The sequence below is a fragment of the Rhodopseudomonas palustris HaA2 genome (assembly GCF_000013365.1).
In the GTDB taxonomy this organism is placed as follows: Bacteria; Pseudomonadota; Alphaproteobacteria; order Rhizobiales; family Xanthobacteraceae; genus Rhodopseudomonas; species Rhodopseudomonas palustris_J.
This window is the reverse complement of record NC_007778.1, coordinates 3,480,363-3,496,279: the sequence shown is the minus strand read 5'-3', so window position 1 is coordinate 3,496,279 and position 15,917 is coordinate 3,480,363. Positions and strand designations below refer to the sequence as shown.

Sequence of the window (15,917 nt, the reverse complement as noted above, 5' to 3'; positions counted from 1 at the left end):
TCGGTCCGAACGGTCGGCTCGTTCTATGTAAAGAGCAGAAGCCGCGTCGTCCACATCGGCGGCGCACCTGTCCTTACGCGAAACTTTATTCGAGATGAATGATCGCTGCCATGATTGGATTCGACAGTGCAAAGGGCCGACAGGAACGAAGGAGGCGGCTCGTCGGCGCTCGGACCGGAGGACTAAACGTTCGTATAGCGCCGAGGGTCGTCCGGCCAGTGGCGTCCGACGAGCGAAACGGATAGCGTGCTTCACGAGACTTGCAGCGCGGCCCCGAAGCAAGCTACTTTAGTTGGCCAGACGCTCGTCTGGATGACTCCAAACTGCAACTCCGCAACACAATCCATCCTATGCGAGCATTTTCAACAACCCCAGTCAGCCGGCATAATCAGGAGCACCCAGTTGTACTTCCGTAGCTATAGCACTTCAAACAAGTGCCAGTTTGCAACGTAGCTCGCCGCGCCTGGCCGTGTTTGTCGGCGGCTGCTTGGTCTTAGGCAGGTCGCTAAGCTTCGACTTTGATGTGCTGCCGGGGTTATAGAGTCGATCAATGTCTCGGCGCGGTGCGATCTCGCTGCTGAAGGATAAATTCGACAGCCCGGCGTAGCCGGCGCACCGATCCGCCGGGCCAAACAGCGGCGATTGCAGCGCAATCATGGGCGTCCAGGGGGGCAATCCAACGTCCGTCGACACCACGGTCCTCAGCAATGGCCTCAATCAAACCCGGCAACAGGGCATTGAGATCGTCCAGGGTCGGCTTCGGGAACGCGATGATCCGGAGACGGTCCAGCAGCGGTGATGGCAATGGATCGAGAGTGTTTGCCGTGGCGACGTAGCTGACGTGGCTGAGGTCGAGGGGAGTTTGCAGCGCTGGATCGGGATATCGCGCGTTGGTCTCTGGCTCCAGAAGGCCGAGCAGGCAGTCCCAAAGCCTACCATTGTCGCTGCGCGTGCCGGCTTTTTCGATCTCGTCGATTATGACGATCGGGTTCGCAATCTTGCCGCGTGCGATTGCGAGCAGCGGATGGCAGGGTTCGGCCGAATTCCAACGCCGGTCTGTGCCGGCAAATACGTTCCCGTCGGATTGAGATGCGTCGGTCCGCCAGATTGCGACTCCCAGCAGTTCGCCAAGTCTGCGTGCGAAACGTGATTTTCCACTGCCGGGTGCTTCGACCAGCAGCAATGGTCGCAGCCGTATAGTCGGACGGCCAATCAAGTCGGTGAGCATGAAGTCCACCACTTCGACAGCATAAGGAAACTCGGCCGCCAAGGTGGTGCGGACCCGGTCGAGAGCGGTTGCCTCGACCAGCGGCAGGGCATTGTTGAGCACATGTCGGAACGGCTCGATGAACTTGAGGTTCTTGAGCTCCGTCTGTTCGATCCGGGCCACAATGACGTGGTTGGGCGCTATTGGTTCGTTGACTGGCGGATGGGGCGTGGTGGCGTCGATCGAGGGAGTATCTTTTGGTTTCTTCGGCTCCGTTTGCCGTTCTATCTGACGTCGGACGCTCTGGGAGGTTCTCACGACAACTGCCCGCAGGCGGTGACGCACCGATTGCTCGCCCAGATGCGCGGCGCTGGAAATAGCCGGCCATGAGCGGGCGCTGTCGTTTGCCCCGATTGCTGCCGGCAATGCCGCAAAGCCATAGACAATTCGCTCAAGCTCGGCGCAGCGCTCGTCGTCGAGGCTCGCCTCGATCTGGCGGAAGGCAAAGATCATGGCCCGCGCCACGCGCCGATACGCCCCGAACCGTTTCGGGTCGCATGGCAGCGTCAGGGTGAGCAACCGAACGCAGTCACTGAGGCTGCGCAATAAGGGCAGGTCACGGACCACTGCCAGCTGATCGAGTTCAGCAGCAAGGGCAAAGCCGGTTTCGGAATTCTGCGCGGCCGCCCAGTCGGCGTTCTGGGGCAGCTTCGGCGAAAGCTCATCGATCTCCGCGATCAGGCGATGCACGACGGTGTCGTCGACGTTGTCCCTGGCCAGCATTGCGTAGCGCAGCAGCCTCGGCAGTCCTTGAAAGTGCTCTTGGTCGCTATCGGCCGAGTCTGCTGCGGCACCGTCGACGGTAGCGTCCAGATCGACGGCATCGGGAGACGGCGGAACGTCACCGTCATCATCGTTTCCGATCAATCGTAATCTCCGGGCCAGCCGTCCAGGTCTCGGTCATCGTAAGTAAACAAAGACGTGCTTGTGATGTGCTCCCGACCATCGGGATCGGCGGGGCGGCCGAGGAGGTAGAAGCGCGACAACGTGCGAGCCCAGCGGCCCTCGGGATCGGCCCACCATAGCTGCGAGGTGACGATCTTGCGCGATCCCAGAAGCGGATGGTGCGTGACCTGGCCGACCAGATGCAGGCCGAGGGGCGTCAGCAGAGGGACATAGAGATCCAGAGTTGGCGCCGTCCACAATCTGGATTCGACGAAGGAAAGGTCGTGTTCGAGAAGGGCGCAATCCCTAGCCAATGAATTCAGCCGCTCGGAGAACTCGTGGGTGATCATGCCTGGGTCGAGAAAAGGGAAGACGCGAGTCAGCATTGCGTGCTCGTGGGTTTGTGGTGGAAGATTGGGGGATCGGCGCTGGTAGGAGGCGACGAAGGCAGACGGCCCGCCTCAAGACGGCCAACGTGCCGCCGGTGGTCGCGCGAGCCTTATCGCTAAGGCAGCAGTAGCGGAACGCTATTGGCGAGAGCCGGATGGCATCGAGTGGACGCACTCCCTGATATTCGACACCCCGGTCGCCGGACCGTCGTGCGTTCATGCGCGGCTCGCGGGCGCCGGAGCCAGCCATCCCGGTTGCCACTGCATTGAAAGGCCCCGCCGGGGTGGCCGTGGCTTGGTCGGTCTCGGGACGGCGGACCCATGTTCCAGAGTTGGAAGGGGCTAATGCAACCTTGCCCTCCCTGAACGCGAGGGCATCGGCTCAAGCCAACGCAGCACCCCCCAACCTCTGCTCTGGTGACCGATCTATCGAGGCTAAAGGAGGGGGCCTGACGATCAGAGGTCATCCGCATCCTCCGTCGGTACGGTCATGCACGCGTCGGCGTGAAGGGCCACTGCAGCTGCAAAGATGCGGCAGCGCTCGAACAGTGTCGGATCCTGCCAAATGGGACGTTCAATCAAGAGGGCGGTCAGAGAGGCTCCGTCGAGAAACGGCACCTCCACAATGACTTCCCTTGGTTCGTCCGGCACGAACTCGCGCTCCGGATCGAAGTCGCGCAGCATGCCACTCAGAAATGCCGTCTGGCCGGCTCGTTCGCTGTCGGGAGCTATGGCCGCAAGCAACGTTGGCACCGGGGTGTCGCGATAACGCTGCGAATCGAGGATATGGCTGAAGCTGCGAACGGCCCAATCGATCTCGAGCACCGACGCCCGCACCGGGACGAGGATCACGGCACCATAGCGGATGGTCGCTGCGTTGCAGGCGCGTTCATGGCAGCAGAGGTCCACAACGACGTCGCCGTCTGCGCCGATTTCGGCCGTCGCTAGATCCGTCAGGGCAGTCATGAACCTTCCGTCGGCATCATGGATCGTCGTCGCTAACCCGGCGGTAAGATCGGCCGGAAGCTCGTAGGGCTTTGGCAGCGACAATTCGCAACAGGGCAATGGCAGCGTCGCTCCGATCGGGTCGATCGCCGAGACAGAGCCGGCGTAAGTCTGCCGCACCAACAGCGTTCGGCGAGCCTGAAGATGGAATCCGTACGCCAGCAACGCCGCCGTCAGGGTGCGGCCCGAGCCGCCGTTGAAGCCGGCGACCAGATGAACTCTCAGGGGCATCACGGCATCCTCAAGCCGCATGACGAAAAGGAACGCGCGGCCGCATCAGGGATGCGGCCGGAGGTGCGTCATACGTGGCGCGGAGCTTGGTCGTTGCACGCGAAAGGCGCGAGTAGACGCTGCCCGCGGCCAATCCAAGACGCGCCCCGATTTCCTCGGGCGATAAGCCGTCGACCCGGGCCAGCCAGATGATTTCCTGATCGATGGACGACAGCGTACTCAGCGCGGCCATGGCGTCCTCGAGGTCGAGTGCAAGTCCCTGCGTTGCGACGACGGGAAAGTCGTTCATCCCCGCGCCGCCGCCGGTTGCGTCCAGAGGCTCCAGGACCAAGTTGCGCCGGTTAGCTCGTCGACGCGCATTGCTGATGTGATTGCGCAGGATCGCAGTCAGCCATCCCGATAGACTTCCATCGTCGAAGCGATTGCCGTGCTGGAAGGCAGTGACCAGAGTGTCCTGGACAAAATCCTCCGGCGATCCAATGTCGGCACGACTCCCGATCAGGAAAGCGGCATGCCGAAGCAAGACGGGACGCAGCGCGATGATGCGGTCGATGAATTCGCCCGCAAGCTTGTGGGACATGGATGGCTCCTCTCGTGACGACGGCAACCTGGCAGGATCCCGGCTTCTTGTCGAGGATCTTTTTCCTATTTTGTGGACGGGCCGTTTGCTCTCCGGTTCAGGTCAACAAGCTTGGCACTGTCGCCGACAGCCTCGACGCCTCGCGATTGACCTTCGCCGGCGGCTCTTACACCGATTGGATGGTGAATTCCCAAGTGAAGGACGTGATGAGGTCTGTACCGCGCTTGCATCGCTTGTGGCTGCGGAGGTGCTAAGCGATTCAGACATCAACGGCGTTTGACGGAGTAATGGGGGGAATACAGTTTGATTGAGGTTGCCTAACGGTGTGCTGCGTCAAGTGCCGTTTGAGCTGGAAGCTCCAGCCATCGGCGTAGCGGTCGATGAGCTGATGGAGCCGATGCAATGTGGCTTCCGGATCGAAACCCTGTTCGACCAACCCGTTCGTCAAGGTTTCGCACCAATCGGCGAGGCTGCGTTCATGGCCATCCTTTAGCCCCTCTCTGATCATGAAGTACAGCGCTAGACGCGCGACGTCGTCACGGGTTGGTTTCCGAATCGCCTTCTGCTGCTCGCGGTATGCGCGCTGATAGTCTGCCTGATGGATGCGGCGTGTTTTGGTCGATTTACTCATCTCAACTCCTCGCGATCTGCGGTGCCGGTCGTTATGCCCCCTTCGCGAGACGCACTTCCAGCCTTTCCAGTCTGACGCAGGGCGTTGCAAGAGACAAATCCCGCCGGTGAAGTGATCCGTTTCCACCGAATATGATCACGTTTTGAGAACGAATGGTGCCACTATCGAGTGGTGACGTTCGTTGCTCACAAAGTGACGACGATGCAAGAAGCGGAGGCGGCCTCCTGTGAGGCACCTCGGCGCGCCGGTCTTCCAATTGTTGTTGCTGGGTTCTCACAACGCCGGTCTTTGAATCGAAAATATCGAACACCGAATCGGAAATTTAGAGCTTTGAATCAAAAATGCGCAACTGCATCGGCGTTGCCGGTAACTGCAAGCGAAGTACTTGGAACGTCTTCCAGATTGCCGATAACGCAAGTTGATGGGCATGAGGCGGAGGTGGGGCGACGGCAATGCCGGTCTTCCGTCCGTGCCGTCCTTGCAATACCCTTGGGGCTTGGCAATCGGTCAACGGCGTTGAGGTTTGCAACGTTAACTGAGGCTTTTGAATCGGAATTGTCGAAGTTCGAATCGCTGTTCGTGAAGATTGAAACGGAAATCTGGAGATCTGAATCAGTTTATCGCAACTGTTATCGCGTTGCGGACAACCGAAAAGACGTTGTGAGCAAGTTCTATCGTCGTCCTTCCCATCCTATTGATTGAGAGGTGGGGGGCGGTTCAGTGCCGTTCGCGTTGGCGCCGGTGGAGGCGAATCTCGAAGTATTTCGGCGTTGTCCGGGCAAGGTCTACTTTTCAAGCCATCGGAGCAGGCGGCGAAGATGACGGTGTCTTCGACGTCATGAGCGAGCATTTCTTCGATCGGTGGTCGTCTCAGCACCACCATGATGGTGCTGCTGCTGTGCGTCGGGATGACGGCGATGGTGTGCATCGCGCGCCCGCGCGAGTCATGGGCTTGGTGCTGCCGCGGCTTCTGGGATTTCTGCCTGGACTTCACCGGCCTTCAATCGCCGCGGTGGTGGAGGCTCGAGCCGCGCGCAGTCGGCCACGAATTGCGCGAACGGCGTGATGTCGCCTTGAACGCTCGCTTTCTCTAGGGCCTGCATGTACTCGTTGCGCCGATCGACGGGAATGATCGTCCAGGGATATCCGCCTTCCGCAAGCATGACGTTCATCAGGAAGCGTCCCGAGCGGCCGTTGCCGTCTGGGAGAGGGTGGATGAACGTGAACAAGAAATGCCCGAGAACGGCACGAACCCGTGGGTCCTTTTCCTCTCTGATGCATTCAAAGAACGTCTCCATCGCATCGGGCAAGGATTCCCAGGCTGTCGGCGAGTGTCCGGAATTCTTGATGAATATGAAATGTTGCCGGTAACCAGAAAGACGCTCTGCTTTGAGGAGACCCGCGGCGATGGACGGTTGGAACAGCGCACGAAACCATTTGAGGTGATCTTCTTCGGCGACCGTTGCCGCATCCGCACCCTCGAGCACCCGCCGAACCGATTTGACGGCCTCGTCGAATGCCAACTGATATCCTTTGGCCGCCATCGCGTCGGTCTGCTTCTTGTCACCTTCGTTTGTCTCAGGGCTCCATTGGCCCTTTTTGACTCTCTCGATGAGCTCTTCGCTGACCGAATATCCTTCGATGGATAGCGAATGGTATGCGTCCGACGTGTAGCGTTCGTTGACCGCATCGATATAGGCGTCGATGTCGTCGACCTTGCTGGGTTCGGCAGTGAAAACGGCGAGAACTGCATCCCGCATTTGAGCCCACATCAGGCGCACACGCGTCACGACTGGTGCGACGGGTTTGCCAGCGCCCAGAGTGATTTCGACAACGCCCCGGAAGGGATCCGCTTCTTCGCGAACCTGGTAGTCGGCACTTTTCATGGTGGCGACGATCTCGTCCGCGATCGCAGGCTTACCTAACTGGCGATACGCGCCTGCAATCCTGCCGGCTGCAGTGGTCTTTCCACTCCCGAGCAGAACTTTGAGGATAGACGAGCGGTCCCGAATTGAGCCAAGCAGGGCTACCATATCCGTTTTGTTGGTGCTCCAGAAGTTTGGGGCGGCGTTGCATATAGCTTCCACGGTCGGATAGACGCGCATGCCCGCGAAGGCTGCCGGAGCAGCTGTCGGGATCTTGGTTTTGTAGGCAAAAATGGAGGTGTCGTGCGGAAGTTTGACCGCAAGATTGTTTGCGTTTGGGGCCTGAACGACGATCTGAGCCGGAACGTTCGTGTTGCCGGCCAACAAGGGGATGGTGCTCTCGGGGGAGAGTACCCAATCATCCCCAAAACGCTCGTCGAGGTAGCTTCTGCAAAACTCCCAGTAAGACGAGTACCAAGATGTGCTGTCGCCGGTGCGGGCCAACATCAGCCAGCCGTTCATGACCTCTTTGAGGAACCCGTTTTTCACAAGCCGCTCACGGTCCGTGCGTCCGATCTCCGCCGTCTTAAAAACGCGTCGGGCCCCGTCGCTCGTCAGCTTTTTGAGAGCGGATAGCGACTTCTCCAGCTTTTCATTTGGAGCAGCCACGGATGGATTCGCCTTTAGAGGAACAACTTCTGGCATGATGCAATTGTTTTGTGCAGTGAAGAAACAATTATTTTGTGCGAGTGAGGGCAATTCTTTAGGCCGTAAAATTGCAATTATTTTCGGCTGAGTAAAGACAATTGATTCATGTGATTCGGAGTGGGGTGATCGATGCCGGCCGATGCTGCTTGAAAGGCTATAACGATATGCCGAATTAGGCCTCCACAATCGCAACCTGATTATCTCGAACTAGGAAGATCGGGTGCCGGACCAGATCTACTGTCCGCTATCGGGTTCCCGTGAGCGGCCGTAGGAGTCCGATCCGAGCGAACATCGCGTAAGCATGCGGTGAGGACCGCGGCTGGGCCAGTCAGGCGGCCATCCCGATTCTCCGATCCTCAAAGCGCAACGGTAGGGATATTCAAGAACGTTGCGGTTGGGGTGGCAGCCAACGATTCAGAGACGACCGCTCGGTTGCGGCAAAGTCGGCGCCGGAGAGATCCTCTGCAACAAGAAAACTTGTTGCAGCATTGTTGCAGGTCGAAATGCACTTTCGCGTTATGGTTGTAAAACGTATGTTTGCCCGTCAACAGATTTTGCAAATTACAATCAACAGTTTATGGCGGAAGGGGTGGGATGCACCGCCATTCTTCGTGTAACCCATTGATATCTGACGATAAAGCAGGAATTCGACGTTCGATTCTGTTACAAGCTTGTGTTCCATTTCGAGCGTCGAATGTCAACATTCTGAAGATGGTATTGTATTTTCCTGCAGAGGTGGGATCTGCTGTTCGTCGGCTGGCGAGTCGGGACGGGTAGCGCCCTGCTACGGAGACCGCCTTTGCGTAAGCAAATTTCGACCACCCGTTGAGCGGCAAAATCGACGCCGATTGGATCCACCATCTTGCCAAAGATGAACTCGGTTGTCTGTGCTTTACCCCGCCCAGATTCTGACTGACCGACATCTGTGGTAGTGCGAAAGAGCCTTCACATACGTGTATCCATTGGCTACACCGCTCACGCTATGAAGGATGTCGGTATCAGAATCAGGGTGCAGCGGGAATTGCGGGAGCAATTCGTTGCCGCTTGCAAGGCGGAAGACAAACCCGCCGCCCAAGTCCTGCGTGAGTTCATGCGCTCGTATGTCGGTGCACATGCGCCGCGAGCACGAAGCCACCACTCAGCCGCTCACGACAACAAACAGCCCAGGTTCAACGTTGGCGACACCGGGCGGTTTCTGCGTGTGAGTACTAAGGACAACATCAATCGAGTGGCCAGCGCGAAAAGGGATAAGAAAACATGACGGGGCAAGAACAACGCGCGGCGCTACAACGGAAAATCTGGGATATCGCAAACGATGTTCGCGGCTCCGTTGATGGCTGGGACTTCAAGCAATATGTCCTAGGTACACTCTTCTATCGGTTCATCAGCGAGAACTTCGCCGCTTATATCGAGGCGGATGATGAGAGCATCGATTATGCGGCTCTATCCGATGACGTCATCACCGATGACATCAAGGATGATGCCATCAAGACCAAGGGCTATTTCATCTATCCCAGCCAGCTGTTCGTGAATGTCGCGAAGAACGCCAACATCAATCACAGCCTGAACACCGACCTAGCGCACATCTTCGCGGCGATTGAATCATCGGCCAATGGCTACCCTTCCGAGCAGGACATCAGAGGTCTTTTCGCCGATTTCGACACGACCAGCACGCGTCTTGGCCATACCGTCTCGGAAAAGAACAGCCGATTAGCCAAGGTCCTGAAACGCGTTGCAGAGCTCGATTTCGGCGACTTCCACAACAGCCAGATTGATTTGTTCGGCGATGCCTACGAATTCCTGATCTCGAACTACGCCGCCAATGCGGGCAAGTCCGGCGGGGAGTTCTTCACGCCTCAACATGTCTCAAAGCTCATCGCGCAGCTCGCCATGCACGGGCAAACACAAGTTAACAAGATTTACGACCCGGCCTGCGGCTCCGGCTCGCTACTGTTGCAGGCGAAGAAGCATTTTGACGAACATATCATCGAAGAGGGTTTCTTTGGGCAGGAGATCAACCACACGACCTACAACCTCGCCCGCATGAACATGTTCCTGCACAACATCAACTACGACAAGTTCAATATCCAGCGCGGCGATACGCTGACCCAGCCGCATTTCCAGGACGACAAACCCTTTGACGCCATCGTCTCCAACCCGCCTTATTCGGTAAAGTGGATCGGCTCAGACGATCCGACCCTAATCAACGATGACCGCTTTGCTCCGGCGGGGGTGTTGGCACCCAAATCAAAGGCCGATTTCGCCTTTGTGCTCCATGCGCTTAGCTATCTCTCGGCCAAGGGCCGCGCGGCGATCGTCTGCTTTCCGGGCATTTTCTATCGCGACGGGGCGGAGAAGAAGATCCGACAATATCTGGTCGATAACAATTACGTTGAGACAGTGATAGCGCTCGCCTCCAACCTCTTCTATGGCACGACCATCGCCGTGACGATCCTTGTCCTCGCCAAGAACAAGACGGACACGGCCATCCAGTTCATCGACGCCAGCGGCGAAGAGTTTTTCAAGAAGGCCACCAACACCAATCTGATGACGGACGATCACATCGCGCGGGTGATGGAGATTTTTGATCGTAAGGAAGACGTCGATCATGTCGCCGCCTCGGTGCAGTATGAGATCATCGTGGAGCGCGGCTATAACCTCTCGGTCAGCTCCTATGTCGAGCCGCGCGACACGCGCGAGATTGTCAGTATTGGTGAGCTGAATGCGAAGATCAGAACCACGGTTCTGCGGATCGACCAGCTGCGCGCCGACATCGACGCCATCATTGCGGAGATTGACGCATGAGCGCGGCAGGGTTTCTGGAGGAGCTGCTGGATGGGGCTGATGTGGAGTGGGAACCATTGGGGGAGGTCACTCAACCAACAGCGAACATCAAATGGTCACAAGCCGACGGCGTTTACCAATATATTGATCTCACCTCCGTCGACATCAAAACCAAACGCGTTACCGAGGCAAGCGAGATTACAGCCGAGACCGCGCCAAGCAGAGCGCAGAAGCTCGTTAAAGAAAATGACGTCATTTTCGCTACGACGCGCCCCGCTCAACAACGATACTGCCTAATCGACTCCGAACTGGCCGGAAACGTCGCCAGCACGGGTTACTGCGTGCTCAGAGCAAAGAAGGATCAGGTACTACCTAAGTGGATTTTGCACTGGCTTGGCACAACAGAATTCAAGAATTACGTCGAGGAGAATCAGAGTGGGGCTGCATACCCAGCGATATCAGACGGCAAGGTGAAAGCGTTCAAAATTCCCATTCCATGCCCGGATGATCCGGAGAAGTCGCTGGCGATACAGGGGGAGATCGTCCGAATACTGGACACATTCACCGAGCTTACCGCTGAGCTTACCGCGGGGCTTGCCGCCGAGCTTGCCCAGCGCAAAAAACAATACAGCCACTACCGCGACCAGCTCTTGACCTTCAATGAAGATGAGGTGGAGTGGAAGACGCTGGGGGATATCGCGACTCTACGCCGAGGGCGAGTTATGTCGAAGGGCTACCTGCGAGATAACGCCGGTGTGTACCCGGTCTACAGCTCCCAAACTGCAAACAACGGCATGATTGGCCAGATCGACACGTTTGACTTTGACGGTGAGTACGTCAGTTGGACCACAGACGGAGCAAACGCCGGAACTGTATTCTATAGAAACGAAAAATTCTCGATTACTAACGTTTGCGGCGTAATAAAAGAAAATGGAACGTGCCCGCTGGACCTAAAATTTTTATCTTTTTGGCTTTCGACGGAGGCCAAGAAGCATGTTTACAGTGGAATGGGCAACCCGAAGCTGATGAGTCATCAAGTCGAGAAAATACCAATCCCGATTCCCTTTCCAGATGACCCTAAAATATCGCTAGAAGCCCAAAAGCGCGTCGCCGCCATCCTCGACAAGTTGGATGCGCTGACGACTTCCCTCACTGAGATCCTGCCGCGTGAAATCGAGCTGCGTGAAAAGCAGTATGCCTATTACCGCGATCAGCTGCTGAGCTTCCCCAAGCCGGACGCGGAGGCTTTCTAAATGGGACAGACGCTGACCGAAATTGCTAAAACGCTGCGAGATGCCGACAAGAAGGTGCAGCTGATCTATGCGTTCAATGCCTCCGGCAAGACGCGACTGTCGCGCGAATTCAGGGAACTGATCGACCCGAAGACCGAGGAACGGGACGACGATTATCGCCCGAAGGTGCTCTACTACAACGCCTTCACCGAAGACCTGTTCTATTGGGACAATGATCTGACTGGCGATGTCGAGCGGAAGCTTTGTATCCAGCCGAATGCGTTCACCAAATCCGCCTTTGAAGATCTTGGGCTCGACATCAACGTCATCACCGAATTTCAGCGTTACACTCAGCCGAATCTGACGCCCCGCTTCAACGAGGAGTACAAAGCCAAAGGCAGGGATGGCAACGAGGTCACCGTGCCTGCGTTTTCTGAAGTAACTTTCTCACTCGAACGCGGCGACGACGAAAGCGTCGGAAATCTGAAAATCTCGAAGGGTGAAGAAAGCAATTTCATTTGGAGCGTGTTCTATTGCCTGCTGGATCAGGTCATCAGTACTCGAAACGTCGTCGACGTGGACGAGCGTGAGACGGATCAATTCAATAACCTCGAGTACATATTCATCGATGATCCTGTCAGCTCCCTCGATGAGAACCACCTCATCCAGCTTGCGGTCGATGTAGCTCACCTCGTAAAAAGGAGTGCTTATGTCGAAGGCGTAGGTTTGAGGTTTGTCATTACAACGCACAACCCATTATTCTTTAATGTACTTCACAATGAATTAAATGGTGATGACAAAGCACTGAGCTACAAGGGAAAGACGTACTCAAAATACCGCCTTGAAAAAGAAGGAGATGGAACTTTCAGTTTGTCGCCACAGCCGAACGACTCCCCGTTTTCGTATCACCTGTACTTGCTCCGAGAGCTTCAAGCAGCTTCAGAAAATGGGGAAATAAAAAAGTATCACTTCAACTTCATACGGAATATTTTGGAAAAAAGCTCGACATTTCTCGGTCATAATCGTTGGAATGAACTTCTTCCCAAGACCGCCGACGGTAGGCCAAATCCTTATCAATCAAGAATTCTAAATATTTCGAGCCACTCCAAGCAATCTGGCGAAGAGATTCAGTACATAAGCGATGATGACAAGCGGGTTTTTCGATACTTAGTCAAGAATATTGCCAAGAATTATCAAAGTTGGCATTGGGAAGGTGAAAATGCCTGAGCAGACCACTCCCATAGCTGAGACCAATCGCTTCATCGTGCTCGATAAATATGTGCGCGCCTGGGAAGCCGCTGACAGCTATCAGTCCGAGGCCGATCTTGAACGCGAGCTGATCCAGGACCTACGCAATCAGGGCTATGAAGTTCGGGCCGATCTGAAGTCAACACACGCCATGCTGGCCAATGTGCGTGTTCAGTTGCAAGCGCTCAATGATGTTCAGTTTACTGATAAGGAATGGGCGCGCTTCGTCGAAACCTATTTGGACAATCCAAGCGACAGCGCAACGGACAAGGCCCGCAAGCTCCATGACGACTACATCTTCGATTTCGTCTTCGACAATGGGCGGATTCAGAATATCTACCTCGTCGACAAGGGCAATGTCAGCCGCAACAAGGTTCAGGTCATCAAGCAGTTCGAGCAGGCAGGAACGCATGCGAATCGCTATGATGTAACGATCCTCGTGAACGGTCTGCCGCTGCTGCAGGTCGAGCTGAAAAAGCGCGGCGTTGCCATCCGCGAAGCGTTCAATCAGATTCACCGCTACAGCAAAGAGAGCTTCAACTCTGACAGCTCGCTTTTCAAATATCTCCAGATCTTCGTGATCTCCAATGGCACCGACACGCGCTATTTTGCCAACACGACCAAGCGCGACAAGAACAGCTTCGATTTCACGATGAACTGGGCGCAGGCTGACAACAGTCTGATCCGGGACTTAAAGGATTTCACAGCGACCTTCTTCGAGAAGCGCACCCTTTTGAAGGTGTTGCTGGACTATTCCGTGTTTGATGTAAGCGATACCCTTTTGGTGATGCGCCCCTACCAGATCGCGGCGACAGAACGCATCCTAAGGAAAATCAGAAGCTCCTTCGAAGCCAAGACCTCTGAAGGCAAGATTTTGGGCAAGCCCGAAAGCGGCGGATTTATCTGGCACACGACAGGTTCAGGCAAGACGCTGACCAGCTTTAAGGCGGCGCGCCTCGCCACACAGCTCGACTTCATCGACAAGGTCTTTTTCGTGGTCGACCGCAAAGATCTCGATTACCAGACGATGAAGGAGTATCAGCGCTTCTCTCCGGACAGCGTGAACGGTTCAGACAGTACCGCCGGTTTGAAGCGCAATCTGTCCAAGGACGACAACAAAATCATCGTGACGACGATTCAGAAGCTCAACAATCTGATGAAAAGCGAAGGCGACCTGCCTGTCTATAGCCAGCGCGTTGTCGTCATTTTCGATGAGTGTCACCGCAGCCAGTTTGGTGAGGCGCAGAAGAACCTCAAACGCAAATTCAAATCCTTCTGCCAGTTTGGCTTCACTGGCACGCCGATCTTCCCTGAAAATGCTTCGGGTGGGGAGACAACGGCCAGCGTCTTCGGGAGCGAGCTTCACTCCTACGTCATCACCGACGCCATCCGTGACGAAAAGGTGCTGAAATTCAAGGTTGATTATAACGATGTGCGCCCGCAATTTAAGGTCATTGAGACCGAGCAGGATGAGAAGAAGCTGACTGCCGCTGAGAATAGGCAGGCGCTTCAGAATCCTCAGCGCATCGGCGAGATTTCCCAGTACATCCTAGACAACTTTCGCCGCAAAACGCATCGACTGTATGGGGACAATAAGGGCTTCAATGCCATGTTTGCCGTGAGCAGTGTCGAGGCGGCAAAGCTCTATTATGAGAGCCTGAACAAGCTGCAGGCAGACAGCGATAAAACATTGAAAATCGCGACGATCTTTTCATTTGCGGCTAATGAGGAGCAGGACGCAATTGGCGACATTCCCGACGAGAGCTTTGAGGTTTCCGCGCTAAACAGCAGCGCCAAGGAGTTCCTGAGCGCGGCCATCGCGGATTACAATGCGTTTTTCAAAACGAACTTCAGCGTCGATAGCAAAGGCTTCCAGAACTATTATCGGGATCTGGCCAAGCGGGTGAAGTCCAAAGAAGTGGATCTGCTCATTGTGGTGGGCATGTTCCTGACTGGCTTTGATGCGCCGACGCTCAACACGCTGTTCGTGGACAAGAACCTGCGCTTTCATGGTCTCATTCAGGCCTATTCCCGTACCAACCGCATTTATGATGCGACCAAGTCATTCGGAAACATCGTCACCTTCCGCGACCTTGAAGAGGCGACCGTCAAAGCGATTACGCTGTTCGGTAATGCGAACACCAGGAACGTCGTCCTCGAAAAAAGCTACTCGGAATACATGGAGGGCTTTACGGACCAGACGACCGGAGAAGCAAGACGCGGCTTCATGGATGTTGTGAAGGAGCTTGAAGAGCGTTTCCCCGACCCCTCGGCGATTGCAAAGGAGGCTGACAAAAAGGCCTTTGCGAAGCTCTTCGGTGAGTATCTCCGTGTTGAGAATATCCTGCAGAACTACGATGAATTTGCCAACCTCAGAGAGCTTCAGGAGATCGATCAGAGGGATGCCGAAGCTCTAACAGCCTTCAAAGAACGGCATCATCTGAGCGATGATGACGTTGAAAACCTGAAGACTGTCAAAATGCCCGAAGACCGGAGGATCCAGGACTACCGTTCGACCTACAACGATATCCGGGACTGGCTTCGCCGAGAAAAGGCAAGCTCTGAGCAAGTCGAGTCGAATATTGATTGGGGCGATGTTGTCTTCGAGGTTGATCTGCTGAAATCCCAGGAAATCAATCTTGATTACATTCTTGAGCTCATTTTTGAGCATAATAAAAAGACGAAAAGCAAGTCTGAGCTCGTCGGTGAAATTCGCCGCGTCATCCGCGCGAGTATCGGCAACCGTGCAAAGGAAAGCCTCATCGTCGATTTCATAAATCAGACAAATCTCGATGAACTCGGGGACAAAGCGGGGGTGATCGAGGCCTTCTTTGCATTCGCACAAGCGGAACAACGCCGCGAAGCGGAAGAGCTCATTATCGGCGAAAAGCTGAATCCGGACGCTGCGAAGCGCTATATCGCGACATCAATTAAGCGAGAGTATGCGAGCGAGAACGGTACGGAGCTGAATTCGATCCTGCCAAAAATGAGCCCCCTCAATCCGGAGTATCTCAACAAGAAACGCAACGTGTTCCAGCGCATTTCTGCTTTCGTTGAAAAGTTTAAAGGTGTTGGTGGAAAAATCTAATTGG

At 55.6% G+C, this 15,917-nt stretch carries 10 protein-coding genes; 4 read left to right on the top strand and 6 right to left on the bottom strand.

The genetic code is table 11. The annotated features are described in order from the left end of the window. Nucleotides 1–547: 547 nt before the first annotated feature. From RPB_RS24210 to RPB_RS15415, 6 genes are all read right to left on the bottom strand, one after another. On the bottom strand, nucleotides 548–2,134 hold the full coding sequence (locus RPB_RS24210; protein ID WP_011441948.1) for an AAA family ATPase: 1,587 nt from the start codon (nucleotides 2,132–2,134) through the stop codon (nucleotides 548–550). Further along, nucleotides 2,131–2,538, bottom strand: coding sequence for a DUF6634 family protein (locus RPB_RS15440; RefSeq protein WP_011441947.1), 408 nt, complete (start codon nucleotides 2,536–2,538; stop codon nucleotides 2,131–2,133). Before RPB_RS15440 ends, RPB_RS24210 begins: the two co-directional genes overlap by 4 nt. A gap of 459 nt (nucleotides 2,539–2,997) precedes the next feature. Continuing rightward, entirely contained in the window at nucleotides 2,998–3,777 is a 780-nt protein-coding gene (locus RPB_RS15435) for a hypothetical protein (RefSeq protein WP_011441946.1), read from the bottom strand. Nucleotides 3,778–3,787: 10 nt separating this feature from the next. Next, a complete protein-coding gene (locus RPB_RS15430; protein WP_011441945.1) occupies nucleotides 3,788–4,357 on the bottom strand; it encodes an RNA polymerase sigma factor in 570 nt (189 codons plus the stop codon). 259 nt (nucleotides 4,358–4,616) lie between these two features. Continuing rightward, nucleotides 4,617–4,988, bottom strand: a complete 372-nt coding sequence (locus RPB_RS15420; RefSeq protein WP_041798276.1) for a hypothetical protein — start codon at nucleotides 4,986–4,988, stop codon at nucleotides 4,617–4,619. A 944-nt stretch (nucleotides 4,989–5,932) separates the two neighbouring features. Beyond that, nucleotides 5,933–7,558, bottom strand: coding sequence for a Fic family protein (locus RPB_RS15415; RefSeq protein WP_011441943.1), 1,626 nt, complete (start codon nucleotides 7,556–7,558; stop codon nucleotides 5,933–5,935). A 1,260-nt stretch (nucleotides 7,559–8,818) separates the two neighbouring features. Here RPB_RS15415 and RPB_RS15410 point away from each other — a divergent pair. Genes RPB_RS15410 through RPB_RS15395 form a run of 4 tightly spaced genes read left to right on the top strand, consistent with a single transcriptional unit; the run spans nucleotide 8,819 to nucleotide 15,913 of the window. After that, the gene (locus RPB_RS15410) at nucleotides 8,819–10,366 is read left to right on the top strand and encodes a type I restriction-modification system subunit M (RefSeq protein ID WP_011441941.1); all 1,548 of its coding nucleotides are present in this window, start codon (nucleotides 8,819–8,821) and stop codon (nucleotides 10,364–10,366) included. Further along, a complete protein-coding gene (locus RPB_RS15405; RefSeq protein ID WP_011441940.1) occupies nucleotides 10,363–11,598 on the top strand; it encodes a restriction endonuclease subunit S in 1,236 nt (411 codons plus the stop codon). The genes RPB_RS15410 and RPB_RS15405 overlap by 4 nt, the downstream gene beginning before the upstream one ends. Continuing rightward, on the top strand, nucleotides 11,599–12,804 hold the full coding sequence (locus RPB_RS15400; protein ID WP_011441939.1) for an AAA family ATPase: 1,206 nt from the start codon (nucleotides 11,599–11,601) through the stop codon (nucleotides 12,802–12,804). Further along, nucleotides 12,797–15,913, top strand: a complete 3,117-nt coding sequence (locus RPB_RS15395; RefSeq protein ID WP_011441938.1) for a type I restriction endonuclease subunit R — start codon at nucleotides 12,797–12,799, stop codon at nucleotides 15,911–15,913. Before RPB_RS15400 ends, RPB_RS15395 begins: the two co-directional genes overlap by 8 nt. The last annotated feature ends 4 nt before the right edge of the window (nucleotides 15,914–15,917 follow it).

What these genes read in the sequence shown, in the direction of transcription:
- RPB_RS15405 (WP_011441940.1), top strand. Translation starts at nt 10,363, where the DNA reads ATGAGCGCGGCAGGGTTTCTGGAGGAGCTGCTGGATGGGGCTGATGTG.
- RPB_RS15410 (WP_011441941.1), top strand. Translation starts at nt 8,819, where the DNA reads ATGACGGGGCAAGAACAACGCGCGGCGCTACAACGGAAAATCTGGGAT.
- RPB_RS15415 (WP_011441943.1), bottom strand. Translation starts at nt 7,558, where the DNA reads ATGCCAGAAGTTGTTCCTCTAAAGGCGAATCCATCCGTGGCTGCTCCA.
- RPB_RS15440 (WP_011441947.1), bottom strand. Translation starts at nt 2,538, where the DNA reads ATGCTGACTCGCGTCTTCCCTTTTCTCGACCCAGGCATGATCACCCAC.
- RPB_RS15400 (WP_011441939.1), top strand. Translation starts at nt 11,599, where the DNA reads ATGGGACAGACGCTGACCGAAATTGCTAAAACGCTGCGAGATGCCGAC.
- RPB_RS15430 (WP_011441945.1), bottom strand. Translation starts at nt 4,357, where the DNA reads ATGTCCCACAAGCTTGCGGGCGAATTCATCGACCGCATCATCGCGCTG.
- RPB_RS15420 (WP_041798276.1), bottom strand. Translation starts at nt 4,988, where the DNA reads ATGAGTAAATCGACCAAAACACGCCGCATCCATCAGGCAGACTATCAG.
- RPB_RS15395 (WP_011441938.1), top strand. Translation starts at nt 12,797, where the DNA reads ATGCCTGAGCAGACCACTCCCATAGCTGAGACCAATCGCTTCATCGTG.
- RPB_RS15435 (WP_011441946.1), bottom strand. Translation starts at nt 3,777, where the DNA reads ATGCCCCTGAGAGTTCATCTGGTCGCCGGCTTCAACGGCGGCTCGGGC.